The organism is Caballeronia sp. AZ7_KS35 (assembly GCF_023631045.1).
Taxonomy (GTDB): Bacteria; Pseudomonadota; Gammaproteobacteria; order Burkholderiales; family Burkholderiaceae; genus Caballeronia; species Caballeronia zhejiangensis.
Genome location: NZ_JALQDV010000003.1, coordinates 1 through 23,778, shown reverse-complemented (window position 1 = coordinate 23,778; position 23,778 = coordinate 1). Strand labels below are relative to the sequence as shown.

Annotated in this window: 16 protein-coding genes; 8 read left to right on the top strand and 8 right to left on the bottom strand. The window is 64.2% G+C overall.

The features are described 5' to 3' along the window. Positions 1 to 108: 108 nt before the first annotated feature. From lpdA to aceE, 3 genes are all read right to left on the bottom strand, one after another. Complete coding sequence (gene lpdA, locus NCT05_RS06110; protein WP_250501913.1) at positions 109 to 2,169, bottom strand: dihydrolipoyl dehydrogenase; 2,061 nt, start codon at positions 2,167 to 2,169, stop codon at positions 109 to 111. Positions 2,170 to 2,243: 74 nt separating this feature from the next. After that, a complete protein-coding gene (aceF, locus tag NCT05_RS06105) occupies positions 2,244 to 3,560 on the bottom strand; it encodes a dihydrolipoyllysine-residue acetyltransferase (protein WP_250501912.1) in 1,317 nt (438 codons plus the stop codon). An 80-nt stretch (positions 3,561 to 3,640) separates the two neighbouring features. After that, the gene (gene aceE / locus NCT05_RS06100) at positions 3,641 to 6,334 is read right to left on the bottom strand and encodes a pyruvate dehydrogenase (acetyl-transferring), homodimeric type (protein WP_034472145.1); all 2,694 of its coding nucleotides are present in this window, start codon (positions 6,332 to 6,334) and stop codon (positions 3,641 to 3,643) included. A 291-nt stretch (positions 6,335 to 6,625) separates the two neighbouring features. Between aceE and fixL the strand changes: the two genes are divergently transcribed. From fixL to NCT05_RS06080, 4 genes are all read left to right on the top strand, one after another. Then, positions 6,626 to 9,160: an oxygen sensor histidine kinase FixL gene (fixL, locus tag NCT05_RS06095; protein WP_034472179.1), complete on the top strand. Its 2,535-nt coding sequence runs from the start codon at positions 6,626 to 6,628 to the stop codon at positions 9,158 to 9,160. Beyond that, positions 9,157 to 9,792: an oxygen response regulator transcription factor FixJ gene (fixJ, locus tag NCT05_RS06090; RefSeq protein ID WP_008350478.1), complete on the top strand. Its 636-nt coding sequence runs from the start codon at positions 9,157 to 9,159 to the stop codon at positions 9,790 to 9,792. Before fixL ends, fixJ begins: the two co-directional genes overlap by 4 nt. A gap of 233 nt (positions 9,793 to 10,025) precedes the next feature. After that, the gene (locus NCT05_RS06085) at positions 10,026 to 11,420 is read left to right on the top strand and encodes a DUF3300 domain-containing protein (RefSeq protein ID WP_502801777.1); all 1,395 of its coding nucleotides are present in this window, start codon (positions 10,026 to 10,028) and stop codon (positions 11,418 to 11,420) included. 59 nt (positions 11,421 to 11,479) lie between these two features. Further along, entirely contained in the window at positions 11,480 to 12,382 is a 903-nt protein-coding gene (locus NCT05_RS06080) for a DUF2950 domain-containing protein (protein WP_250496776.1), read from the top strand. Positions 12,383 to 12,419: 37 nt separating this feature from the next. Here the strand turns inward: NCT05_RS06080 and NCT05_RS06075 are convergent, their stop codons facing one another. Then, positions 12,420 to 12,965, bottom strand: coding sequence for a hypothetical protein (locus tag NCT05_RS06075; RefSeq protein WP_239294958.1), 546 nt, complete (start codon positions 12,963 to 12,965; stop codon positions 12,420 to 12,422). Positions 12,966 to 13,020: 55 nt separating this feature from the next. Between NCT05_RS06075 and NCT05_RS06070 the strand changes: the two genes are divergently transcribed. The 3 genes from NCT05_RS06070 (at position 13,021) to NCT05_RS06060 (ending at position 16,838) form a co-directional block, all read left to right on the top strand. Next, positions 13,021 to 13,248: a hypothetical protein gene (locus NCT05_RS06070; RefSeq protein WP_235366345.1), complete on the top strand. Its 228-nt coding sequence runs from the start codon at positions 13,021 to 13,023 to the stop codon at positions 13,246 to 13,248. Positions 13,249 to 13,692: 444 nt separating this feature from the next. Next, complete coding sequence (folD, locus tag NCT05_RS06065) at positions 13,693 to 14,547, top strand: bifunctional methylenetetrahydrofolate dehydrogenase/methenyltetrahydrofolate cyclohydrolase FolD (RefSeq protein ID WP_008350485.1); 855 nt, start codon at positions 13,693 to 13,695, stop codon at positions 14,545 to 14,547. A 167-nt stretch (positions 14,548 to 14,714) separates the two neighbouring features. Further along, positions 14,715 to 16,838: a M3 family metallopeptidase gene (locus NCT05_RS06060; RefSeq protein WP_250501910.1), complete on the top strand. Its 2,124-nt coding sequence runs from the start codon at positions 14,715 to 14,717 to the stop codon at positions 16,836 to 16,838. 51 nt (positions 16,839 to 16,889) lie between these two features. Here NCT05_RS06060 and NCT05_RS06055 read toward each other — a convergent pair whose 3' ends face one another. Next, positions 16,890 to 18,167 carry an amidohydrolase family protein gene (locus NCT05_RS06055; protein ID WP_008350489.1) on the bottom strand — a complete coding sequence of 426 codons (1,278 nt, stop codon included), beginning with the start codon at positions 18,165 to 18,167 and terminating at the stop codon, positions 16,890 to 16,892. Between the two features lie 69 nt (positions 18,168 to 18,236). After that, on the bottom strand, positions 18,237 to 18,719 hold the full coding sequence (locus NCT05_RS06050; RefSeq protein ID WP_175979922.1) for a carbon-nitrogen hydrolase family protein: 483 nt from the start codon (positions 18,717 to 18,719) through the stop codon (positions 18,237 to 18,239). A 91-nt stretch (positions 18,720 to 18,810) separates the two neighbouring features. Between NCT05_RS06050 and NCT05_RS06045 the strand changes: the two genes are divergently transcribed. Continuing rightward, positions 18,811 to 19,710, top strand: a complete 900-nt coding sequence (locus NCT05_RS06045) for a LysR family transcriptional regulator (RefSeq protein ID WP_250501909.1) — start codon at positions 18,811 to 18,813, stop codon at positions 19,708 to 19,710. Here the strand turns inward: NCT05_RS06045 and NCT05_RS06040 are convergent. Next, on the bottom strand, positions 19,694 to 20,278 hold the full coding sequence (locus tag NCT05_RS06040) for a GNAT family N-acetyltransferase (RefSeq protein ID WP_250501908.1): 585 nt from the start codon (positions 20,276 to 20,278) through the stop codon (positions 19,694 to 19,696). The two genes, NCT05_RS06045 and NCT05_RS06040, sit on opposite strands and share 17 nt — an antisense overlap. Before the next feature lie 46 nt (positions 20,279 to 20,324). Next, entirely contained in the window at positions 20,325 to 23,114 is a 2,790-nt protein-coding gene (locus tag NCT05_RS06035; protein ID WP_250501907.1) for a DUF4118 domain-containing protein, read from the bottom strand. Positions 23,115 to 23,778: the final 664 nt, after the last annotated feature.

Below are 23,778 nucleotides of genomic sequence, written 5' to 3'. Positions count from 1 at the left end.
AACCCGGCCATCGCGCCGGGTTTTTTGTCGCCTATTGCTCGTGAATCCCACAAACAAAAAGGCGCGCTCCGGTCAAGGAGCGCGCCTTTCTTCTGTAACTGCGGACGCTTACTTCTTGCGCTGCGGCGGCAAGTCCGTGCACACGCCTTCGTACAACTCGGCGGCCATGCCGACCGATTCGCCGAGCGTCGGGTGCGGGTGGATCGTCTTGCCGATGTCGGTCGCATCCGCGCCCATCTCGATCGCGAGACACACTTCGCTGATGAGATCGCCCGCATTCAGACCGACGATGCCGCCGCCGATCACGCGATGCGTCTCTTCATCGAAGATGAGCTTGGTGAAACCTTCGTCGCGGCCGTTGGCGATCGCGCGGCCCGACGCGGCCCACGGGAACACCGCCTTGCCGAACTTGATGCCTTCGGCCTTGCACTGCTCTTCCGTCTTGCCGGCCCACGCCACTTCCGGATCCGTATAAGCGACGGACGGAATCTGCAGCGCGTCGAAATACGCCTTCTCGCCGTGCGCCGCTTCCGCCGCGACGTGGCCTTCGTGCACGGCCTTGTGCGCGAGCATCGGCTGGCCGACGAGATCGCCGATCGCGAAGATGTGCGGCACGTTGGTACGCATCTGCTTGTCGACGTTGATGAAGCCGCGATCCGTCACCGCGACGCCCGCCTTGTCCGCGCCGATCTTGCCGCCGTTCGGGCTGCGGCCGACCGCGAGCAGCACGAGGTCGTAGCGCTGCGGCTCGGCCGGCGCCTTCTCGCCTTCGAACGTCACATAGATGCCGTCTTCCTTGGCTTCCGCCTTGGTCGTCTTGGTCTTGAGCATCACGTTCGTGAAGCGCTTGGAATTGAACTTCTCCCAGACTTTCACGAGATCGCGGTCCGCGCCGAGCATCAGGCCGTCGAGCATTTCGACGACGTCGATGTCCGCGCCGAGCGTCGAATACACCGTCGCCATTTCCAGCCCGATGATGCCGCCGCCCACCACCAGCATGCGCTTCGGAAGCTGGCGCAGTTCGAGCGCGCCGGTCGAATCGACGACACGCGGATCGTCCGGGAAGAACGGCAGCTTCACCGCCTGCGAACCCGCCGCGATGATCGCCTGCTTGAACTTGACGACCTTCTTGCCGTCCGCGCCGTTCACTTCCATGTGATTCGGATCGACGAACGCGCCGACGCCCGTCACGACCTGGACCTTGCGCGCCTTCGCCATGCCCGCGAGACCGCCGGTCAGCTTCTTGACGACGCCTTCCTTGAAGCCGCGAAGTTTGTCGAGATCGACCTTCGGCTCGCCGAAACTGATGCCGTGCGCCGCGAGCTCGGCCGCTTCGTCGATGACGAGCGCCGTGTGCAGCAACGCCTTCGACGGAATGCAGCCGACGTTCAGACACACGCCGCCGAGCGTCGAATAACGCTCGACGAGCACGGTCTTCATGCCGAGATCGGCGGAACGGAATGCCGCCGAATAACCGCCGGGACCGGCGCCGAGCACGAGCATGTCGCATTCGACATCGGCCGCGCCGGCGTAGCTGCCTGCTTGCGGCGCGGGCGTCGGCGCGGCTGCCGGCGCCGCTTTCTGGGGCGAGGGAGCAGGCGCCGCAGCGGACGCGCCGCCTTCGAGCGTCAGAACCAGCGTGCCTTCCGACACGTTGTCGCCGACCTTCACCTTCACTTCCTTGACCGTGCCGGCGGCAGGCGACGGCACGTCCATCGTCGCCTTGTCGGATTCGAGCGTGATGAGCGACTGCTCCTTCTCGACCGTATCGCCCGGCTTCACATGCACTTCGATGACGGGAATGTCCTTGAAGTCGCCGATATCCGGCACCTTCACGTCCTGCACGCCGCCGCCCGAAGCCGCAGCCGGTGCGGGCGCAGCGGCGGGAGCCGGAGCCGGAGCCGGAGCCGGCGATGGCGCGGCCGCAGCGCCGGCGGTTTCGATCATCGCGATGACCGAGCCCTGGCTCACCTTGTCGCCCTGCTTGACCTTCACTTCCTTGATGGTCCCCGCGACATCCGCGGGCACTTCCATCGTGGCCTTGTCGGTTTCGAGCGTGATGACGCCCTGTTCCTTTTCGATGACGTCGCCGGCTTTGATATTGACTTCGATGACATCGACATCGGAGAAGTCGCCGATGTCGGGTACTTTTAGTTCGACGAGACTCATGTTGTCCCCTAAGAGATATGCGGATGGAACCTCGGACGAACGTCCGAGGTTCCGCCGTCGGCCAGATCAGCAGATCAGAGAATGACGCGACGGAAATCGCCCAGAATCGCCGACAGATAAGCGTTGAAGCGCGCCGCGGCCGCGCCGTCGATGACGCGATGGTCATACGACAGCGACATCGGCAGCGTGAGGCGCGGCACGAACTGCTTGCCGTCCCACACGGGCTTCTGATAGCCGCGCGACAGACCGAGGATCGCGACTTCGGGCGCGTTGATGATCGGCGTGAAGTGCGTCCCGCCGATGCCGCCCAGCGACGAGATCGAGAAGCAGCCGCCCTGCATCTGATCGGGCTTCAGCTTGCCCTCGCGCGCGAGCTTCGACAGTTCCGCCATTTCCTTGGCGATATCGACGAGGCCCTTCTTGTCCGCGTCGCGGATCACCGGAACGACGAGGCCGTTCGGCGTATCGGCCGCGAAACCGATGTGGTAGTACTGCTTGAAGACGAGGTTGTCGCCGTCGAGGCTCGCGTTGAAGTCCGGGAACTTCTTCAGCGCCGAGACCACGGCCTTGATGACGAACGCGAGCATCGTGAACTTCACGCCCGATTTCTCGTGCTCCTTGTTGAGCTTCACGCGCAATTCTTCGAGCTCGGTGATGTCGGCTTCGTCGTTGTTCGTGACGTGCGGGATCATCACCCAGTTGCGATGCAGGTTCGCGCCCGAGATCTTCTTGATGCGCGAGAGCGGCTTCGGCTCGACCGGACCGAACTTCGTGAAGTCGATCTTCGGCCACGGCAACAGGCCGAGTTCGCCGCCGCCACCGCCAGCCGGCGCCGCAGCCGCAGGCGCCGCGCCCTGTCCCGACATCACGCCCTTCACGAACGCGGTGATGTCCTGCTGCGTGATGCGGTTCTTCGGCCCGGTGCCGCGCACGCGCGACACATCGACGCCCAGTTCCCGCGCGAACTTGCGCACCGACGGCGACGCGTGGCTCGACGTGCGCGAGCCGTCGCCGGCGGGAATGACAGGCGCCTGCGCGAGCGCGGACGGCGCTTCCTTCGGCGCGGGCGCGGGCTTCGCGGGCGCATCCGAGGGCACTTCCTTCGGTGCCGCCGGCGCGGGCGTGGGCGCCGGTGCGGCCGCGCCGCCTGCGCCGCCTTCCAGCACGACGATGAGCGAGCCTTCCGACACGTTATCGCCGACCTTGACCTTCACTTCCTTCACGACGCCCGCTGCCGAGCTCGGCACGTCCATCGTGGCCTTGTCGGATTCGAGCGTGACGAGCGACTGCTCGGGTTCGACCGTATCACCCACCTTGACCAGCACCTCGATCACGGGGATGTCCTTGAAATCGCCGATGTCCGGCACTTTGACTTCGATCGCTTGACTCATTATTAGTGTCTCCTGGGTCGCACGCGGGCCTCCTTCCGCTTCGGAAAGAGGCCGCGTCACAACGCACGGGGGCGATGCCTTTAGACGGTCATCGGGTTGGGTTTGGACGGGTCGAGGTTGTACTTCTTGATCGCCTCGGCGACGACCTTGCGCTCGATCGTGCCTTCGTCGGCCAGCGCGTTGAGCGCAGCCAGCGTCACCCAGTAGCGGTCGACTTCGAAGAAGTGGCGCAGCGCTTCGCGCGTATCCGAGCGGCCATAGCCGTCGGTGCCGAGCACCACGAACTTCTGCGGGACATAGCCGCGAATCTGGTCGACGAGCGCGCGGATGTAATCCGTCGATGCGATCACCGGGCCCTTCGCGTCCTTCAGCAGCGCCGTGACGTGCGGCAGCTTCTTCTCTTCGGTCGGATGCAGCAGGTTCCAGCGCTCGCACGCCTGACCGTCGCGGGCCAGTTCGGTGAAGCTCGGCACGCTCCACAGATCGGCGCTGACGCCCCAGTCGTCCTTCAACAGTTGAGCCGCGGCGATGACTTCGTTGAAGATCGTGCCCGCGCCCATCAACTGAACGTGCGCCTTGGCCGGCGCATCGGCCTTCTTGAAGGCGTACATGCCCTTGATGATGTCCGAAGCCACGGCATCGCCTTGCGGGATCGCCGGATGCTCGTAGTTCTCGTTCATCACGGTGATGTAGTAGTACACGTCTTCCTGGTCCGCGACCATGCGGCGCAGGCCGTCCTGCATGATGACGGCGAGTTCGTAACCGAACGTCGGGTCATAGCTCACGCAGTTCGGAATCGATGCCGCCCACAGCAGCGAGTGGCCGTCTTCGTGCTGCAGCCCTTCGCCGTTCAGCGTCGTGCGGCCAGCGGTGCCGCCCAGCAGGAATCCGCGCGAACGCATGTCGCCCGCGGCCCACGCCAGATCGCCGATGCGCTGGAAGCCGAACATCGAGTAGAAGATGTAGAACGGGATCATGATCTCGCCGTGCGTCGAGTACGACGTCGCGGCCGCGATCCAGTCACACATGCCACCCGCTTCGTTGATGCCTTCCTGCAGGATCTGCCCCGTCTCCGATTCCTTGTAGAACATCAGCTGGTCGGAGTCTTCCGGGATGTACTTCTGGCCGTCCTGATTCCAGATGCCGATCTGGCGGAAGAGGCCTTCCATGCCGAACGTGCGCGACTCGTCCGGGACGATCGGCACGATGCGCTTGCCGAGCGCCTTGTCCTTCAGCAGGATGTTGAGGATCCGCACGAACGCCATCGTCGTGGAGATTTCGCGGCCTTCGCCCGTGCCCTTCAAGAGCGGCTCGAACGCGGACAGCGCCGGCACCGGCAGCGATTCGGCCTTCTCGCGGCGCGTCGGCAGATAGCCGCCCAGGTCCATGCGCTTCTGGCGCATGTATTCGAGTTCCTTCGAGCCTTCCTCGAACGTGAGATACGGCACGTCGGCGATCTGCTCGTCGGTAAGCGGCAGACGGAATTGGTCGCGGAATTTCTTCAGCGTGTCGATCGGCAGCTTCTTCTGCTGGTGCGTGATGTTCATCGCCTGACCATGCTCGCCCATGCCATAGCCCTTGATGGTCTTGGCGAGGATGACGGTCGGCGCGCCCTTCGTCTTGGTCGCTGCGTCGAAGGCCGCGTAGATCTTGTGCGGATCGTGGCCGCCGCGGTTCAGGTTCCAGATGTCGTCATCGGACCAGTCGGCGACGAGCGCCTTGAGTTCCGGCGTGTTGAAGAAGTGCTCGCGCACGAACGCGCCCGACTCCGACTTGTACGTCTGGTACTCGCCGTCGACGACTTCCATCATGCGGCGCATCAGCGCGCCGGTCTTGTCGCGTGCAAAGAGCGCGTCCCAGCGGCTGCCCCAGATGACCTTGATGACGTTCCAGCCGGCGCCGCGGAATTCGCTTTCGAGTTCCTGAATGATCTTGCCGTTGCCGCGCACCGGGCCGTCCAGTCGCTGCAGATTGCAGTTGATGACGAACACGAGGTTGTCCAGACGCTCGCGGCCGGCCATGCCGATCGCGCCGAGCGATTCCGGCTCGTCCGTTTCGCCGTCGCCGAGGAACGCCCAGACCTTGCGGCCTTCGGTCTTCGCCATGCCGCGCGCGGCCATGTACTTCATGAAGCGCGCCTGATAGATCGCCATGATCGGGCCGAGGCCCATCGACACGGTCGGGAATTGCCAGAAATCCGGCATCAGCCACGGATGCGGATACGACGAGATGCCCTCGCCGCCCACTTCCTGGCGGAAGTTGTTCAGTTGCTTCTCGGTCAGGCGGCCGAGCAGGAACGCGCGCGAATAGACGCCCGGCGACGAGTGGCCCTGCACGAAGACGAGGTCGCCGCCGTGATCTTTCGAAGGCGCGTGCCAGAAGTGATTGAAGCCGACGTCGTAGAGCGTCGCGGCCGATGCGAACGAAGCGATGTGACCGCCGACGTTCGTGTCCTTGCCCGCGCGCAGCACCATCGCGATGGCGTTCCAGCGGGTGTACGAGCGGATGCGGTGTTCGATGTCCTGATCGCCCGGAATCTTCGCCTGCGAAGCGACGGGGATCGTGTTGATGTACGGCGTGTTCGCCGAAAACGGCAGGTGCTCGCCATGCACGCGAGCGAATTCGATCTGTTTCTCGATCAGGTAGTGCGCGCGATCAGGACCGACCGCGGAAATCACGCCGTCGAGCGCATCGAGCCACTCGGCGGTTTCCTGAGGATCGTCGTCCTTGGCGTTGGCGACATATTTGAGAACTTCGTCGGGTACAGCGGACATGCTCGTCTCCTGATGTGAGGAACACTCGATGAGAACCGCCGGCGCACGCCCGCAACACACGCGGAAAAGCGGGCACTGGCCGCGTGCCGGCAATTCTAAAGAGGGTCCAGACCATGACGCAAGGAATTTTTCAAATCATGAGAGCTAATCTCACCATGCGAAAAATTGCTGCAACGCACCGTCCGATAAGACTTTTTTGTTCAGATGTTTCTCCTCCTTTTCCTGCAACTGAGCACGCTTTACCGTCTTTTTACGCCATTTAACAATCAGGTGGTGCGTTACAATCGCTCCATGTTGACCGAACGGCTGATCAAACGCTCGGCGAGGTCCGCGCGCAAGCCGACCGACGCCTCGCCCTCCCGCTGGCACCACGGACCGTGGTGGTCGAACTCCTATTTACTCACGCCGCTCATTTCGATCCTGGTGTTTCTGATCGTGATGAGTCTGATTCTCTGGAGCCTGAACCGGCGCGAGCAACAGCAGCAGGAAGACACGCTTTATCGCAACGTCGCGTGGGCTCAGCAACAAATTCGCCTGTCGATGACCGGTGCGCAGGAGCAGATCCAGGCGCTCGCGCGCGACATCGCGACCGGGCACGGCGATCCGCAAACCTTCCAGACATCGTCCACCGACATCATGCAGGGGCATCCTGAGATCCTCTACATGAACTGGTACACGAGCGAGCATAAGCCGCGCTGGCCGAATACGCCGCTGCCCGTGCTCGGATCGCGCCTCGCCAAGCCGAACGACACGCAGATGGACGAGGCCGTGCAGGCCGCCTTCGACGAAGCGCGCACCACCCGCCGCCAAGTCTACTCGCCGTTGCTGTACGACGATCTCGGCAACGGCTACATCACGCTGCAGACGCCGGTTTTCCGCGACCGCGAATTCCTCGGCTCGATCGCGGCCGTGTTCTCGATCGAAGGCATACTGAAGCACGACATTCCGAGCGAATTGTCGGCGAAATACAAGATTTCCATCACCGATCTGAACAACCGCGAGCTCGCGACCACATCGAGCCGCCCGCGCCTGCCGCGCGACATGTTCTACGACCTGCCGCTCGACCCGCCCGGACAAGGCCTGTCGGTGCGCGTGTACTCGTATCCGCAGCTCACGAACTTCACCAACAACACGCTCGTCTGGCTCGTCGCCGGTTTGTCGTGCTTCGTGCTGTGGAGTCTCTGGAGTCTGTGGAAGCACACGCGCCAGCGCTTCGAGGCGCAGCAGGCGCTCTACGCCGAGGCGTTCTTCCGTCGCGCGATGGAAAACTCCGTGCTGATCGGCATGCGCGTGCTCGACATGCACGGCCGCATCACGCACGTGAATCCGGCGTTCTGCCGGATGACGGGCTGGGACGAAAGCGATCTCGTCGGCAAGAACGCGCCGTTCCCGTACTGGCCGCGCGACGCGTATCCGGAGATGCAGCGCCAGCTCGACATGACGCTGCGCGGCAAAGCGCCCTCTTCCGGTTTCGAACTGCGTGTGCGCCGAAAAGACGGGTCATTTTTCCACGCGCGACTCTATGTCTCGCCGCTCATCGACAGTTCCGGCCGTCAGACGGGCTGGATGTCGTCGATGACGGACATCACCGAACCGAAACGCGCGCGTGAGGAACTCGCCGCCGCGCACGAGCGCTTCACCACCGTCCTCGAAAGTCTCGACGCCGCCGTCTCCGTGCTCGCCGCCGACGAAGCCGAACTGCTGTTCGCGAACCGCTATTACCGGCATCTGTTCGGCATTCGTCCGGATGGCCATCTGGAACTCGCGGGCGCGGCGTTCGACGGCGGTTCGCAGAGTTCGTCCGACACCATCGACATGGTCGACACCTACGCGGGCCTGCCCGCCACCGCCCTCACGGAAAGCTCGGCGGACGCGCAGGAGGTCTACGTCGAAGGCATTCAGAAGTGGTTCGAGGTGCGCCGCCAGTACATTCAGTGGGTCGACGGCCATCTCGCGCAGATGCAGATCGCCACCGACATCACGCAGAGGAAGCAGGCGCAGGAACTCGCGCATCAGCAGGAAGAAAAGCTCCAGTTCACGAGCCGCCTGATGACGATGGGCGAAATGGCGTCGTCGCTCGCGCACGAGTTGAATCAGCCGCTCGCCGCGATCAACAACTATTGCTCGGGCTGCGTCGCGCTCGTGAAATCCGGCCGCATGACGCAGGAAACGCTGCTTCCGGTGCTCGAAAAAACGGCGCAGCAGGCCGTGCGCGCGGGCATGATCATCAAGCGCATCCGCGAGTTCGTGAAGCGCAGCGAACCGAAGCGCCAGGCGGCGCGCGTCGCGGATATCGTCGCGGACGCGGTCGGTCTCGCCGAGATCGAGGCGCGCAAACGCAAGATCCGCATCGTCACCGAAATCCGTTCGCGGATGCCCGTCATTTACGTCGACCCGGTTTTGATCGAACAAGTGTTGGTCAACCTGTTGAAAAACGCGGCCGAGGCGATGCATGATGCGAAACCACACGCCGTCGATCCGGTGATACGCGTAGTCGTGCAGCGCATGGACGGCGGCTTCGTGTGCATCAGCGTGGTCGACCAGGGTCCGGGCGTGGACGAAGCAACCGCCGAGCGTCTCTTCGAGCCGTTCTACAGCACCAAGTCCGACGGCATGGGCATGGGGTTGAACATCTGCCGTTCGATCATCGAGTCGCATCGCGGGCGCCTTTGGGTGGTCAACAACGTCGAAGCGGACGGCCACGTGACCGGCGCGACTTTCCACTGCAGCCTGCCGATCGGCGAAGTGGAAGGCGGCTCGGGCACGGGCGGCACGGATGCGCAGGACGAACATACGAGACAACAAACAGTTACGGGAGAACTATGAGCACAGTCACCACTCAGGAAACCGTCTTCGTCGTCGACGATGACGAAGCCGTACGTGATTCCTTGCGCTGGCTGCTCGAAGCAAACGGCTATCGCGTTCAGTGTTTCTCCAGCGCGGAATCGTTCCTCGACGTCTACCTGCCGATCGCCCATTCCGGCGCGATTTCCTGCCTGATCCTCGACGTGCGCATGGCCGGCATGACGGGGCTCGAACTGCAGGAGAAGCTCATCGCCGAGAACTCGCTCTTGCCGATCATCTTCGTGACGGGGCACGGCGACGTCCCGATGGCCGTCTCGACCATGAAGAAGGGCGCGATGGACTTCATCGAGAAGCCGTTCGACGAAGCCGAACTGCGCAAGCTCGTCGAGCGCATGCTCGAAAAGGCGCGCAGCGAGAGCACCAGCGTGCAGCAGCAGCGCGCGGCCGCAGAGCGCTTGGGCAAGCTGACGGCGCGCGAGCATCAGGTGCTAGAACGCATCATCGCCGGGCGGCTGAACAAGCAGATCGCCGACGATCTCGGCATCAGCATCAAGACGGTCGAAGCGCATCGCGCGAACATCATGGAGAAGCTTTCCGTGAACACGGTGGCCGATCTGCTGCGTCTCGCGCTGTCGAACAAGCCGCAGCAATAAGCGCTTCGGCTCTCCCCTTCGCGGCCGGCATCGTCATGCCGGCCGCGCGTTTATCGGCGCGCTCGCGAGCGAATGCGCCCGAATCTCCTTCCCGCCAAAGTTCGTTGAACGCCGAACTGAAAAGTGATATTGGCTGAATCACGCCGGATCACTACCCGATTTCCTCGCTTCAATCCCGGCTACGCGCAACGATCTCGCAACGTCTCGCACGGGGGGATTCGATGTCGAAACGAATGGGTGTCATTGGTTCGCAAATCGGCACGGCAAGAGCGATCGCGTTCGCCGTCACGCTCGCCGCGATGCCGCTTTTCGCCGCGCATCCGCTCGACGCGCAAGCGCAGAACGCCGCGCCGGCCGGCCAGAAACTCACGAACCAGCAACTCGACGCGCTGACCGCGCCGGTCGCGCTCTATCCGGATGCGCTGCTCGCGCAAGTGCTGATGGCGTCGACGTATCCGTCGCAGATTACCGAAGCGGCCGACTGGTCGAAGGCGAATCCGAACGTCAAGGGCGACGACGCCGTGAAAGCCGTGCAGACGCAGCCATGGGACCCGAGCGTGCAGTCGCTCGTCGCTTTCCCGCAGGCGCTCGCGACGATGGCCTCCAAGATCGACTGGGTGACGCAGCTCGGCAACGCGTTCATCGCGCAGCCGAGCGACGTGATGGACTCCGTTCAGCGTCTGCGGCGCGCGGCGCAAAGCGCGGGCAATCTGAAGACGAACGAGCAGCAGAAAGTCACGAGCGCGCCCGCGCCGGCGGGCAGTACGACCACCAGCACTACGGTGATCCAGATCGAGCCCGCCAATCCGCAAGTCGTCTACGTGCCGACCTACAACCCGACGGTCGTGTACGGGACGTGGCCATATCCCGCGTATCCGCCGGTCTATGTGCCGCCGCCTCCGGGATATGCGATCGGGTCGGCGTTCATGACCGGCATGGCGTTCGCAACAGGCGTCGCGGTCGTGAATTCGCTGTGGGGCAACTGCAACTGGGGGCACGGCGATGTCAACGTCAACGTGAATCGCTACAACAACATCAACACGGCCAACCGCATCAATGCGAACAGCAATAACGTGCGCTGGAACCGCAACGATCCGCAGTTCAACCGGACGAACGTCGCCGCGAACCGCCAGAACCTGAACAACGCCAATCTCGGCGCGAACGGCAACCAGTTCCGGGGCCGCGAGGATGCGCGCGCGCAAGCCGCGCAGACCTTGCAGCAGCGCACCGGCCAGAACCTCAACGAATCGGCGAGCCAGCGCGCGCAGAGCATCCGGGAGGGCGGCGGACCGAACGCGCGCACGACGAGCGATCTTCGTCAGCGCTCGCAGGACGTAAATCGCGACAACGCGCTGCGCGGCGCGGGCGACGGCAACGGCGCGCGCCAGGACATGCAGCGCGGACAGGCGAGCCGGCAGTCGTTCAATCAGTCGCATGAGCGCGCCGGCGCGGGTGGCGGCGGTGTTCAGCGTCAGGCGGGCGGTGGCGGTGGCGGTGGTTTGGGCGCGGGCGGAGGCGGCGTGCAACGTGGCGGCGGCGGATTTCAAGGCGGCGGTGGCGGATTCCACGGCGGTGGCGGAGGCGGCGGCGGGTTCCATCGAGGCGGCGGCGGAGGCTTCCGCCGTTGATGATCAATTCCATCGTCAAACGCCGCGAATGCGGCGAACGCCAGATCCAGGAGCCCGACATGAAACCATTCGCCTCATCGAAGAAGCTCGTCCTGCGCGCGTTCGCGGTCGCGTCGCTCGTGCTCGGCGCGTCGCTCGCGCACGCGCAGGCCGTTTATCCGACGCCCGAAGCGGCGGCGCAAGCGTTCACCGACGCCATTGCCACCAACGACGAAGCCGCGCTCGCCAAAGTGCTCGGCAAGGACCATCGCCGATATGTGCCCGAAGGCAGCATCGGCCGGGAGGATATCTACGCGTACCTCGGCGCGTGGGCGCAGCAGCATCGCATCGTCGAGGATGCGCAAACGGTCGACGGACATCCTTCAGCGCGCATCGAAGCGGGCACGGACGGCTGGACGCTGCCGATTCCGCTCGTCAAGGTCGCGAACGGCTGGCGCTTCGACATGCGCGCCGCGCGCGACGAGCTGCTGACGAGGCGCATCGGGCGCAACGAGCGATCGGCGATGCAGGTCGCGCTCGCGGTCGTCGCCGCGCAGGACGACTTTCGCAAGACGGCGGGGCGCTACGCCGACCGCTTCGTGAGCACGCCCGGCAAGCACGACGGCCTTTACTGGGACACGGCGCCGGGCGAGCCGGAAAGCCCGCTCGGTCCGCTCGCCGAGACGATGCCGAACAAGCCGACCGACAAGGACGGCTACTACGGCTATCACTACCGCATTCTGACGTCGCAAGGCTCGAACGCACCGGGCGGCGCGAAGAACTATCTTCAGGACGGACGGCTGACGCAGGGTTTCGGCGTCATCGCGACGCCCGCGCGCTACGGCCAGACGGGCGTGATGACGTTCATGGTCAATCAGGACGGACAGATCTACGAGAAGGATCTGGGCCCGGCTTCCGCAAGCAAGGCGGCGGCGATCAAGTCGTTCAACCCGGATTCGTCGTGGAAGGTGGTGACGCCCTGAGCGGGCGCGGGGTGGCGCGCGGCTCAGGGCGAGAGGACTATTGTTTCGTCAACTGGCCGTAGGCATAACGAAGTTCGTTCAGGTTATGCACGTTGTACAGAACCGTTCGGCGATAACCATTGCTGCCGGTGATCGGCACGAACAGAATGGCCGCGTTGCCGGTATAGGTCGTGCCGGCGGGCACCGAGCAGGAAGTGGCGGGCGCCACGCTCATCGTCACGGCGTACATGTTGCGATTGCTGCCGGGCGTCGCCAGCAACATTTTTCCGCTGACGTCGCAACCGCTTAGTTTGCCTGTGAAAGAGCCGTCGTCGGCGATCGTCAGCGACGTCGACGATTGCGTCCAGGTGCCCGCGACGCTCTGCTGCGTGACACTCAATGCGTTCGCTGCATCGTAGTTCGACGAGAACTCCGTGGTCGCTCCATTCGCGACGTAGCTCCCGCTGAAAGTGTTTCGCGGCGAGTAGGTTCCGCTTCCCGAGCTCGTCGGATACGCGAACAGCATGTTGTTGAAAGACAGACCGGAGGTCAGCGTCCAGGCCTGCGGCGAGTATGAGATGACGCCATAGAGTGCGCTGGTCACGATCGACCCAATCGCATTGAGCGACGAGATATTGCCGTCCGGATCGACTAGCGCGATGGTGCGGTTCGTCAGCGAATTCGTCGTCCAGATTCCTTCGGCGTTCGTTCCTGTTTGCGCCGTCGATCCTGCTTGCGGATTCGCGAGGCTCGGCAGTGCTTCCCCCACCGTTGCCGGCGAAGACGCCGCAGCAGGCGCGCTGGCGCTGGTCGGCAAATCTGTCGAAGGGACCGTCGACGACGCCGCGCTGGCCGGTGCGGCCGCGGCGGGCGCGCTGGCGGGCTGACGGTTCTCATCCGCGCCGCCGGAGCCTCCGCCACCGCAGGCGGAAAGCAAAACGACACTGCTAAACGTCAATGATATGACTGCACATTTTCCGAAAGACATTCTTGATTTTCTCCTGCAAGCATCGGTAAATAACGCGGCAGGGAGTATCCCGGAAGAACGGTGGTTTACTGGTAAGCGGCAAGTAATTTGACAAGCGCTGGGCGAAGACTCATCGGCACGCAGCGGATCCGAGATTCTGGTTTCACGTCGGTGACCCGCCGAGACTCCCGAGCGCGCCCGGCGGTATAATTTCGCCCTTCCCAAGGGCGCATTTGCCGCACAGCGGCCAAGCAAGCGCCCAGCACCTTGCGCGAGCGCCGCGCACCGTCGCCGATCAGAGCGGCGGGCACGGCGTCGGCTTCACGCCCTCGCGCGCCCTCGCCCATCCTCGATCCGATTCGCCATGACCGCCCAACTCATCGACGGCAACGCCCTATCCAAGACCCTTCGCGCCGATGTCGCCCGGCGCGCCGCCGCCCTCTCCGCCCGTGGACACAAGCCGGGCCTGGCCGTCGTGCTCGTCGGCGACAATCCGGCGAGCGAAGTCTACGTGCGCAACAAGGTGAAGGCCTGCCAGGACAACGGCCTGCACTCGGTGATGGACCGTTTCCCCGCGACGCTCGCCGAAAACGAACTGCTCGCGCACATCGAAAAGCTCAACGCCGATGCGTCGATCCACGGCATCCTCGTGCAACTGCCGCTGCCCGCCCACATCGACAGCCACAAGGTCATCGAGGCGATCGCGCCGGAAAAGGACGTCGACGGTTTTCACGTCGCCAATGCCGGCGCGCTTCTGACCGGCAAGCCGCTCTTTCGCCCGTGCACGCCCTACGGCGTGATGAAGATGTTCGAAGCGCACGGCATCGACCTGAAAGGCGCGAACGCCGTCGTGATCGGGCGCTCGAACATCGTCGGCAAGCCGATGGCGCTGCTCCTGCTCGAAGCGGGCGCGACCGTCACGATCTGCCACAGCAAGACGCGCGACCTCGCCAAACATACGCGCGACGCCGATGTGATCGTCGCCGCGGTCGGCCGCCGCGACATCCTCACGGCGGACATGGTGAAGCCGGGCGCGACGGTCATCGACGTCGGCATGAACCGCAACGACGAAGGCAAGCTGTGCGGCGACGTCGATTTCGCGGGCGTGAAGGAAGTGGCGGGCTATATCACGCCGGTGCCGGGCGGCGTCGGCCCGATGACCATCACGATGCTGCTCGTCAACACGATCGAAGCGGCCGAGCGCGCGGCGCAGGCTTGAGCGGCGCGGGGCGGCCGCGGGTTGTAGGGGAATGCCGGGCATTGCCTTAATCGGCCCCTTAAAAACAAACGATTGGAATTTGCCGCGCCCGCCCCAATAATCTCCGAACGAGCCGGCGCGGGGCGCGACACCCGTGCGGCGTCATCCAACATCAGCACGGGAGAGCCATGAGCGATACCACGTCAGCCATCACGTCCGAAGCGGCAGCGGCCAATCCGCTGCTCGACTTCTCCGATCTTCCGCGTTTCGGCGAGATTCAGCCGGCGCACGTCACGCCCGCGCTCGATGTGCTCCTTGCCAATGCCAAGGCCGCCGTCGACCGTGCAAGCGCGCCCGAGACGCCTGCGACGTGGAAAGACGTCGTCGAGGCCGTCGAGCAGGAATCGGAAAAATTGTCGCGCGCGTGGGGCATCGTCGGCCATCTGAACGCCGTCGCCGATACGCCCGAACTGCGCGCCGCCCACGCTGAAAACCTGCCGCGCGTGACCGAATTCTCGGCGAGCGTCGGACAGAATCTCGCGCTCTACGAAAAGTACAAGGCGATCGCCGCCGGTACCGAATTCGCGGGCTTGTCGGCCGAGCGCAAAAAAATCCTCGAAAACTCGCTGCGCGATTTCCGTCTCTCGGGCGCCGAATTACCCGAAGACCGCAAGCCGCGTTTCGCGCAGTTGCAGGAAGAACAGGCGGCGCTGTCGAAGGCGTTTTCGGATCACGTCCTCGATTCGACCAACGCCTATGCGTACATCGTCACGCAGAAGAGCGATCTCGCCGGTCTGCCCGACGACGTGATCGAAGCCGCCCGCGAAGCCGCGCAACGCGACGGCAAGGACGGCTGGAAGTTCACGCTGCATTTCCCGTCGTATTTCCCGGTGCTGCAGTATTCGGAGCATCGTCCGATGCGCGAGGCGATGTATCGCGCGTACGTCACGCGCGCGTCCGAACTCGGCGCGACCTATGGCAACGGCAAGGCCGAATGGGACAACACGGCGAACGTCGTCGAGCATCTGAAGCTGCGCGAGGAAGAAGCGAAGACGCTCGGTTATCAGAACTTCGCGGAAGTGTCGCTCGCGCCGAAGATGGCGGAATCGCCCGCGCAGGTCATCGCGTTCCTCGAAGACTTGGCGAAGCGCGCCCGCCCCTACGCCGAAAACGACTGGATGGAACTGCGCGCGTTCGCCGCGACCGAGCTCGGCATGCCCGAGTTGCAGCCGTGGGACATCGCGTACGCGGCGGAGAAGCTGCGTCAGAAGCGCTATTCGTTCTCGGAAAACGAAGTGAAGCAGTACTTCCCGCAAGAAGCCGTGTTGAAGGGCCTCTTCAAGGTGACGGAGACGCTCTTCAACGTGTCGATCCGCCGCGACGAAGCCGCCGTGTGGAATCCGGACGTGCGCTTTTTCCGCGTCGAGAACAAGGACGGCACGCTCGTCGCGCAGTTCTATCTCGACCTCTACGCGCGCGAAGGCAAGCGCGGCGGCGCATGGATGGACGACGCGCGCTCGCGTCACAAGCGCGGCGAAGGCGGCGTGCAGACGCCGGTTGCTTATCTCACCTGCAACTTTTCGGCGCCGGTGGGCGGCAAACCCGCATGCTTCACGCACGATGAAGTCATCACGCTGTTCCACGAATTCGGGCATGGGCTGCATCACATGCTGACGCGCATCGACGAACTGGGCGTGTCGGGCATCAACGGCGTGGAGTGGGATGCGGTCGAACTGCCGTCGCAGTTCATGGAGAATTTCTGCTGGGAATGGGACGTGTTGACCGACATGTCCGCGCACGTCGAAACCGGCGCGCCGCTGCCGCGCGAACTGTTCGACAAGATGCTCGCCGCGAAGAACTTCCAGAGCGGTTTGGGCACGCTGCGCCAGATCGTCTTTTCGATGTTCGATATGGTGCTGCACACGTCCTACGATCCGGCCAACGCGACGCAGAACGTCAACGATCTCGCACGCGCGATCAACGAGAAGTTCCATGTGATCCCGCAGGCGCCCTTCTCGCGCTGGCCGAATACGTTCAGCCATATTTTCGCGGGCGGGTATGCGGCGGGGTATTACAGCTACAAGTGGGCGGAAGTTTTATCCGCCGATGCGTACGCCGCGTTCGAGGAAGCCGCGAAGGCCGGAAGCGGTTCGGTGCTCGATGCGACCACGGGTACGCGTTATCGTCGCGAGATTCTGGAAGTCGGCGGCAGTCGTCCGGCGATGGAATCGTTCAAGGCGTTCCGTGGGCGCGAGCCGGATATCGACGCGTTGTTGAGGCATAACGGGATGTCGGGCGCGACGGTGCATTGACGTCTCCTGCCGATTGATGCGAAAACCCGGTCCGCGAGGACCGGGTTTTTTTTATCGCCTCTCAATCCTGAAATCCACCTCCCCCGGCCTTCCTTCCAGCGCCAGCGTCGCACGCACGGCCGGACTCCGGCTCACCACCTTCCCGCGCCTGACAACAACCGTTCGCGCCGCCCGCAGCCGAATAGCTTCGACAGGATCGCGCGCATCCAGCACCACGCAATCCGCGTTGCAGCCCACTTCGATGCCATACCCTTCGAGCCCGAGAATCCGCGCAGGATTTTTCGTGACCGCATCGAAGCACGCGCGCATCGCGTCGACGCCCGTCATCTGCGCGACGTGCAAGCCCATGTGCGCGACGTCGAGCATGTCGCCCGAACCCAGGCTGTACCACGGATCCATCACGCAGTCGTGCCCGAACGCGACCGTGATGCCCGCCGCCATCAGTTCCGGCACGCGCGTCATGCCGCGCCGCTTCGGGTAAGTATCGGAGCGCCCCTGCAACGTGATGTTGATGAGAGGATTCGCGATTGCATTCACGCCCGCCTCGCGCATCAGCGGAATAAGCTTGCTGACGTAGTAGTTGTCCATCGAATGCATCGACGTGAGATGCGAGCCGGTGACGCGTCCATGCAAGCCGAGCCGATGCGTCTCCGCAGCGAGCGTTTCGATGTGGCGCGACATCGGATCGTCGGACTCGTCGCAGTGCATGTCCACGCGCAAGCCCTGCTCCGCCGCGTATTCGCACAGCAGTTTCACCGATGCCGCGCCGTCCGCCATCGTGCGCTCGAAGTGCGGAATGCCGCCGACGACATCGACGCCCATCGCGATCGCGCGCTTCAGATTGTCGAACGCGCCCGGGCTGCGCAACACGCCGTCCTGCGGAAACGCGACAAGTTGCAGATCGAGATACGGCTTCACGCGCCGTTTCACTTCGACGAGCGCTTCGACGGCCAGAAGCCGCGGATCGCACACATCGACGTGAGAACGGATCGCGAGCAATCCGCGCGCGACGGCCCAGTCGCAGTACTGCAGCGCGCGCTCGACGAGCGCTTCCTGCGTGAGATCCGGCTTCAATTCACCCCATAGCGCGATGCCTTCGAGCAGCGTGCCGGACGCATTCACGCGCGGCAGGCCGTAGGAAAGCGTCGCGTCCATATGGAAGTGCGCGTCGACGAAAGGCGCGGTGACGAGCGAGCCGTTCGCATCGATTTCCTCGCGCGCGGTGGCCGCAAGATGCCGCTCGATCGCGGCGATGCGCCCCGCCTCCATGCCGATGTCGACGAGTTCGCGCGAGTGAGCGAGCGCCGCGCGGCGAATGATCAAATCCATGTGCGAAACCTCCGTGCCGGGCTGTTCGTCCGATTGTATCGGGACATAAAAGCCGTGCGGAGGCGCGATTCAACCCGTCAATCGATGACGGCCGACGATCGCGAAACTGAGCGGCAGCGAACCGCGCGGCATCGTGCGTTCCGTCGTGCGCTCCGTCTCGTGCGCAAGCGGATGCGCGTCGAATACGCCGAGGCGATTGCCGCTGTGCAAACCGCGTCGCGCGAGATGCGGCATGCGATGACGCACGCGCGCGCCGCCGGGAAAACATATCGCGTAGCTGTCGAAGCGCCCGCCGTCTTCGGTGCGCTCGATCCAGCCGACGCCCGCCGCGACGCCGCTTTCATCGACGGCGGCGGCGATCGCGTGAATCGACGGATCGTCGAACGGATCGGCGCGCGAATCGTCGATACCCGAAGGGGAAAACAGCGCGAGCCACACGCCTTGGCGCGCGGCATAGGCGAGCTTTGCGGCGATGAATCGACAGTCGAGCGCGGCATCGCCCTTCCGCGATTCGAGCGCGATGACGGCGACACGAAACGATGCGGCATCCAAGTGGAACTCCCGATGTGACGAGTGAGTATCCTCATTGAAGCGCTCGGCAATCGATAAGTAAAATGAATGTTTCGACGTGTTCGATCGCCAAATGGAATTAAAACTCCTGCGCTCCTTTCTCACCATCGCCGAATTGCGTCATTTCGGCCGTGCCGCCGAAGCGCTGTACTTGAGCCAGCCTGCGCTCAGCAAGCAGATTGCGTCGCTCGAAGAAAGCCTCGGCGCGCGCCTCTTCGAACGCGGACGCCACGGCGCGGATCTGACGACGTTCGGCGCGGGCTTCATCGGCGATGCGCAAGCGCTCGTGCGCGACGCCGACGCCGTGCTGGCCCGCGCACGCGAAGCCGCGAGCGGCGCGCGCGGATTTCTGCGCGTCGGCTTGTGCCTGTCGACGCTCACGCATGTGCCGAAGCTGATCGCCGAATTCGGCGCGCTGAATCCGGACGTGAGCATCACGCTGCACGATCTCTCGTCGCACGAACAGACGCGCCGCATCCTCGCGAACAAGCTCGATGTCGGATTCATGCGGATGCCCGCGAGCGCCGGGCTTTCCGGCTTCACCGTGCTCGATGAAACGCTCGCGCTCGCCGTGCCCGAGCACACGCGCTACAAGTGTCTGCCCGCGAATCTGAACGAACTGAACGAACCGGGATTCATCGCGCTGTCGCGTGGGCGCGGGCCGGGGCTTGCTGCGCAGATCGATCGCTGGTGCGCGGAGCACGATTTCGCGCCGCGCGTGATTCAGGAAGCGGACGATATCCAGTCCGTGCTCGCATCGGTGGCGGGCGGCGTGGGCGCGGCGTTCCTGCCATCGCGCGCGCAGTACTTGCTGCGCGATGCGCGCGTGCTGACATTGCGCGATCGAGCGGCGCGCTGGCGCGTCGGACTTGCATGGCAAGACGAACGCGACGACACCGTCACGCGCCGCTTCGTCGCGTTCATGAAGGCGCGCGTGAAAGCGCTGAAGGCGCGCGCTACGCTCGACGCGTGAGCTTGGCGCGCAGCATCGCTTTGACGTCGGGCCATTCGTCGTCGATGATCGAAAAGCGCACCGAATTGCGCTTGCGGCCATCGGGCATGATGCGCTCGTGCCGCACGATGCCTTCCTGTTTCGCGCCGACGCCGAGTATCGCCGCGCGCGATTTCGCATTGAGCTCGTCGGTGGTGAACTGCACGCGCACGCAACGCATTGCTTCGAACGCGTGCGCGAGCAGCAGAAACTTCGCTTCCGTGTTGATGCCCGTTCGCTGCGTCGATGCCGCGAGCCACGTATGTCCGATTTCGAGCTTGCGGTTCACGCGGTCGATCTTCCAGTAACGCGTGCTGCCGACGACGCGCGCATCGCTGGCGCGCACGATCACGAACGGCATCACGGTGCCGGCATCGCGGCCCGCGAGTGCGGTGTCGATATAACGATCGATGGTGTCTTCGTTCGGCACGACCGTCACGCTCAGATTCCAGAGTTCGCCGTCGGCGGCTGCATCGAGCAAGGCGGCGCGATCCTCGCGTTGCAGCGGACGAAGCTGCACGCGCTCGCCGTTCAAAGTCGGTTGGCTCATCGTTGGTTTTCAGTTTGCTCGTGAGCCGACATCATAATTCGCCGCGTCAGACATCGTCCGTTCCCGGCGCGGCCGCCTTCGAGTCGACATCCTCGTCGGGCGGCAATTCTTCGGGCGGCGCATCGTTGGCCGGCAGCGTGAACCAGAATCGTGCGCCGAGAATGCGCCCGTTCGCGTCCGCGCGATTCTCGACGCCGATGTGCCCGCCATGCGCCTCGACGATCGCGCGGCAGATGGCGAGACCGAGCCCGATGCCCGGTTGCGCCGATTCCTTCTCGCCGCGCGTGAACTTGTCGAAGAGACGGTTCTGCATGCCGGCCGGCACGCCCGGCCCTTCATCGTCGATGCACACGCGCACGAAGCGCGCATCGCCGTCGTGCGCGAGCGCGGCGCCGATGCGGATCGGCGTCGCGGGCGGCGTGTATTTCGCGGCGTTTTCCAGCAGGTTGGCGAAGAGACGCTCCATCAGCACGGCGTCGAGTTGCAGCAACGGCAAGTTCGCCGGCACGCGCGTCTGTACGGGACGCCCGGCGAGCACGCGGCGCGAACTCGCGAGCGCGGCGCCCACGGTTTCTTCGAGCATCGACCATTGACGATTCAGCCGGATCGCGCCCGCCTGCAGACGCGCCATGTCGAGCAGATTGATCACGAGGCCGCTCATGCGCAGCGCTTCTTCGTGGATCGCGTGCACGAGTTCCTGCGATGCCTCGCTCTGGCCGCCTGCTTCCCGCGCCTCTTCCTCCAGCACCGAAGCGAAGCCGACGATCGACGTGAGCGGCGTGCGCAGATCGTGCGATATCGCGGATAAAAGCGAGTTGCGCAGGCGCTCCGATTCCATGTTGACGAGCGCGTCCTGCGCGATTTCGACGTAATGCACGCGTTCCAGCGCAAGCGCGATCTGCGACGCGAACGTTTCGATCATGCGGCGCTGCTCGGGCACCGCGAGTTCGGCTTCGCGCCCGGTCACGAGCGCGAGCACGCCGCGCGTGCGCATCGGCGCCTTGAGCGGGAGATAAAGCGCCTGGCTCGCGGGCAAGGTCTCGGTGCCGCGTCCCGCCGGTTTCTGCTGGTCATAGACCCATTGCGCGATGTCGAGATCGAGACGCGCGGCATCGAGCGTCACATCGGGATTCGGTTCGTCCACTTTCTGCCGCACTTTCTCGGCGGCGTCGGGCAGGAGCATCGCGACCTTCGCCTGAAACACTTCCGCGACGTGGCGCGTGCCGATCTCGATGATCTGCTCGGTCATCAACGCGGCGCCGAGTTCCTTGGTCATCGCGTACATCGCGCCCGTGCGCCGCTCGCGTTGCGATGCGATGCGCGCCTCGCGCCGCAGGCTCGACGTCAGATGACTGATCGTGAGCGAGGTCAGCAGCATGACGAGGAACGTGAGCAGATACTGCGTGTCCGTCACGGAGAAAGACAGCTCGGGCGGCACGAAGAAGAAGTCGAACGCGGCGACCGACAGAAACGACAGCATCACGCCGGGACCGCGCCCGAGCCGCACGGCCGCGAAGATCACGCCGAGCAGATACAGCATCACGAGATTCGTGATTGCGAACTGACGGGCGGCGAGTATGTCGGCGACGAGCGTGATGCCGCCGCCGATCGCGAACGCATGAAGATAGGCGCGCGGCGGCGAGTGCGCGCCGTCGCGCCAGGTGCCGAAGGCTTGCGTGATCCTGCGGCGTGGCTCGTCGCGTGTGCCGGTCGACACGAGCGTCACGTCGATATCGGATCCTTGCCGGATGATGCGCTCGCTCACCGGCCGAGCGATGAGACGCCGCCATTCGCCGCTCGCCGACGCGCCCGCCACGAGCTTCGACACGTTGCGCATGTGCGCGTAGTCGATGAGCGTCGCGGCGGCATCGGCGCCATCGAGCGTGACGGTTTCCGCGCCGAGTTCGGAGGCGAGCTTGAGCGCGTCGAGCGTGCGGCGGCGCTGATCGTCGGAGAGGCGCTGCAGCTTCGGCGTCTCGACGTACACCGCGAGCCAGTCGGCCTTGAGCGCCGTGGCGAGCCGCGCGGCCGCGCGCACGAGCGTCGCGCTTTCCGGTCCCGGGCCGATGCACGCGATGAGCCGTTCGCGCGCGCGCCAGATGCGTTCGATCGACTGATCGGCGCGGTATTCGCGCATTTGCGCGTCGACGCGATCGGCCGTGCGGCGCAAGGCGAGTTCGCGCAGCGCGATCAGATTGCCCTTGCGAAAAAAGTTGCGCACGGCGTGCTCGGCCTGCGCCGGCAGGTAGACCTTGCCTTCGCGCAGACGGTCGAGCAGTTCTTCGGGCGGCAGGTCGACGAGCGTGACTTCATCGGCGAGGTCGAAGATGCGATCGGGCACGGTCTCCCAGACGCGAATGCCGGTGATGCGCCCGACGATGTCGTTGAGGCTTTCGAGGTGCTGGACGTTGACGGTCGTATAGACGTCGATGCCCGCGTCGAGCAGTTCTTGCACGTCTTGCCAGCGCTTCATGTGGCGCGAGCCGTGCACGTTCGAGTGCGCGAGTTCGTCGACGAGGATGAGTTGCGGTTTTCGGGCGAGCGCGGCGTCGAGGTCGAATTCGGCGAGCAGACGGCCGCGGTGTTCGATGCGCGCGGGCGGCAGCGTTTCGAGGCCTTCGACCAGTGCGAGGGTTTCCTTGCGGCCATGCGTTTCGACCAGGCCGACGACTACTTCCACGCCTTCATCGCGGCGGCGGCGTGCGGCCTGCAACATCGCGAAGGTCTTGCCTACGCCCGCCGATGCGCCGAAGAAAATCTTCAGTCTGCCGCGCTCGCGTTTTTCTTCCTCGCGGTGGAGTTTGTCGAGGAGTTCTTCTGGGGTTGGGCGGGGCATGGTTTTTTTTGGGGTTCTTGCTGGCGCTTGTTGTGGTGGTTCGCTTGCGATTTCGCTGGATCCCGTTTTCGTGTCGGTCTGTTAGCACTGCCCCTGTGCGGGGCGGCACTCACTTTCTTTGCTGCTGCAAAGAAAGTAAGCAAAGAAAGCAGCTCCCGATACGCCCGCGGTCACACGCAATTTGGGTAGTCCTCTCGTCCATCGTGGGCTGCCTAAAGAGTGCCCTCAAACACCTAATCGGGCTTGGCTCGCGCACGGTCTGTCACATCGCACCACACACCAAACTGGTTCAGCACCATATAGCTCCAGCCCGCTTCGCGGCCGACCGGTCAATCGGGTCTGCGCGTGCTTCTCTACTAACGTCTCCATCTCACCGCAAGTGCCGCACGTTGGTTTCCCTTGCATACCCGGCGGCAGCGCGTAGCGCTGTGCCGAAGCTCTTTCGTGCTGAACCAGTGTCCTTGGAAAACTAGCTCGTCAGACCGTGCGCGATCCAAGCCCCGTTAGTCCTTTGAGGGCACTCTTTAGGCGAGTGCCACCTTGGACGAGAGTACTACCCAAATTGCGTGTGACCGCGGGCGGTGACGAGCTGCTTTCTTTGGTTACTTGTATATTGAATCTGGCGTCCGGAAGCTGATCTCTCCCGTTCGCTCGAAGCGGTAGC

What these genes read in the sequence shown, in the direction of transcription:
- lpdA (WP_250501913.1), bottom strand. Translation starts at nt 2,169, where the DNA reads ATGAGTCTCGTCGAACTAAAAGTACCCGACATCGGCGACTTCTCCGAT.
- aceF (WP_250501912.1), bottom strand. Translation starts at nt 3,560, where the DNA reads ATGAGTCAAGCGATCGAAGTCAAAGTGCCGGACATCGGCGATTTCAAG.
- aceE (WP_034472145.1), bottom strand. Translation starts at nt 6,334, where the DNA reads ATGTCCGCTGTACCCGACGAAGTTCTCAAATATGTCGCCAACGCCAAG.
- fixL (WP_034472179.1), top strand. Translation starts at nt 6,626, where the DNA reads ATGTTGACCGAACGGCTGATCAAACGCTCGGCGAGGTCCGCGCGCAAG.
- fixJ (WP_008350478.1), top strand. Translation starts at nt 9,157, where the DNA reads ATGAGCACAGTCACCACTCAGGAAACCGTCTTCGTCGTCGACGATGAC.
- NCT05_RS06085 (WP_502801777.1), top strand. Translation starts at nt 10,026, where the DNA reads ATGGGTGTCATTGGTTCGCAAATCGGCACGGCAAGAGCGATCGCGTTC.
- NCT05_RS06080 (WP_250496776.1), top strand. Translation starts at nt 11,480, where the DNA reads ATGAAACCATTCGCCTCATCGAAGAAGCTCGTCCTGCGCGCGTTCGCG.
- NCT05_RS06070 (WP_235366345.1), top strand. Translation starts at nt 13,021, where the DNA reads ATGGTGCGGTTCGTCAGCGAATTCGTCGTCCAGATTCCTTCGGCGTTC.
- folD (WP_008350485.1), top strand. Translation starts at nt 13,693, where the DNA reads ATGACCGCCCAACTCATCGACGGCAACGCCCTATCCAAGACCCTTCGC.
- NCT05_RS06060 (WP_250501910.1), top strand. Translation starts at nt 14,715, where the DNA reads ATGAGCGATACCACGTCAGCCATCACGTCCGAAGCGGCAGCGGCCAAT.
- NCT05_RS06055 (WP_008350489.1), bottom strand. Translation starts at nt 18,167, where the DNA reads ATGGATTTGATCATTCGCCGCGCGGCGCTCGCTCACTCGCGCGAACTC.
- NCT05_RS06045 (WP_250501909.1), top strand. Translation starts at nt 18,811, where the DNA reads ATGGAATTAAAACTCCTGCGCTCCTTTCTCACCATCGCCGAATTGCGT.
- NCT05_RS06040 (WP_250501908.1), bottom strand. Translation starts at nt 20,278, where the DNA reads ATGAGCCAACCGACTTTGAACGGCGAGCGCGTGCAGCTTCGTCCGCTG.
- NCT05_RS06035 (WP_250501907.1), bottom strand. Translation starts at nt 23,114, where the DNA reads ATGCCCCGCCCAACCCCAGAAGAACTCCTCGACAAACTCCACCGCGAG.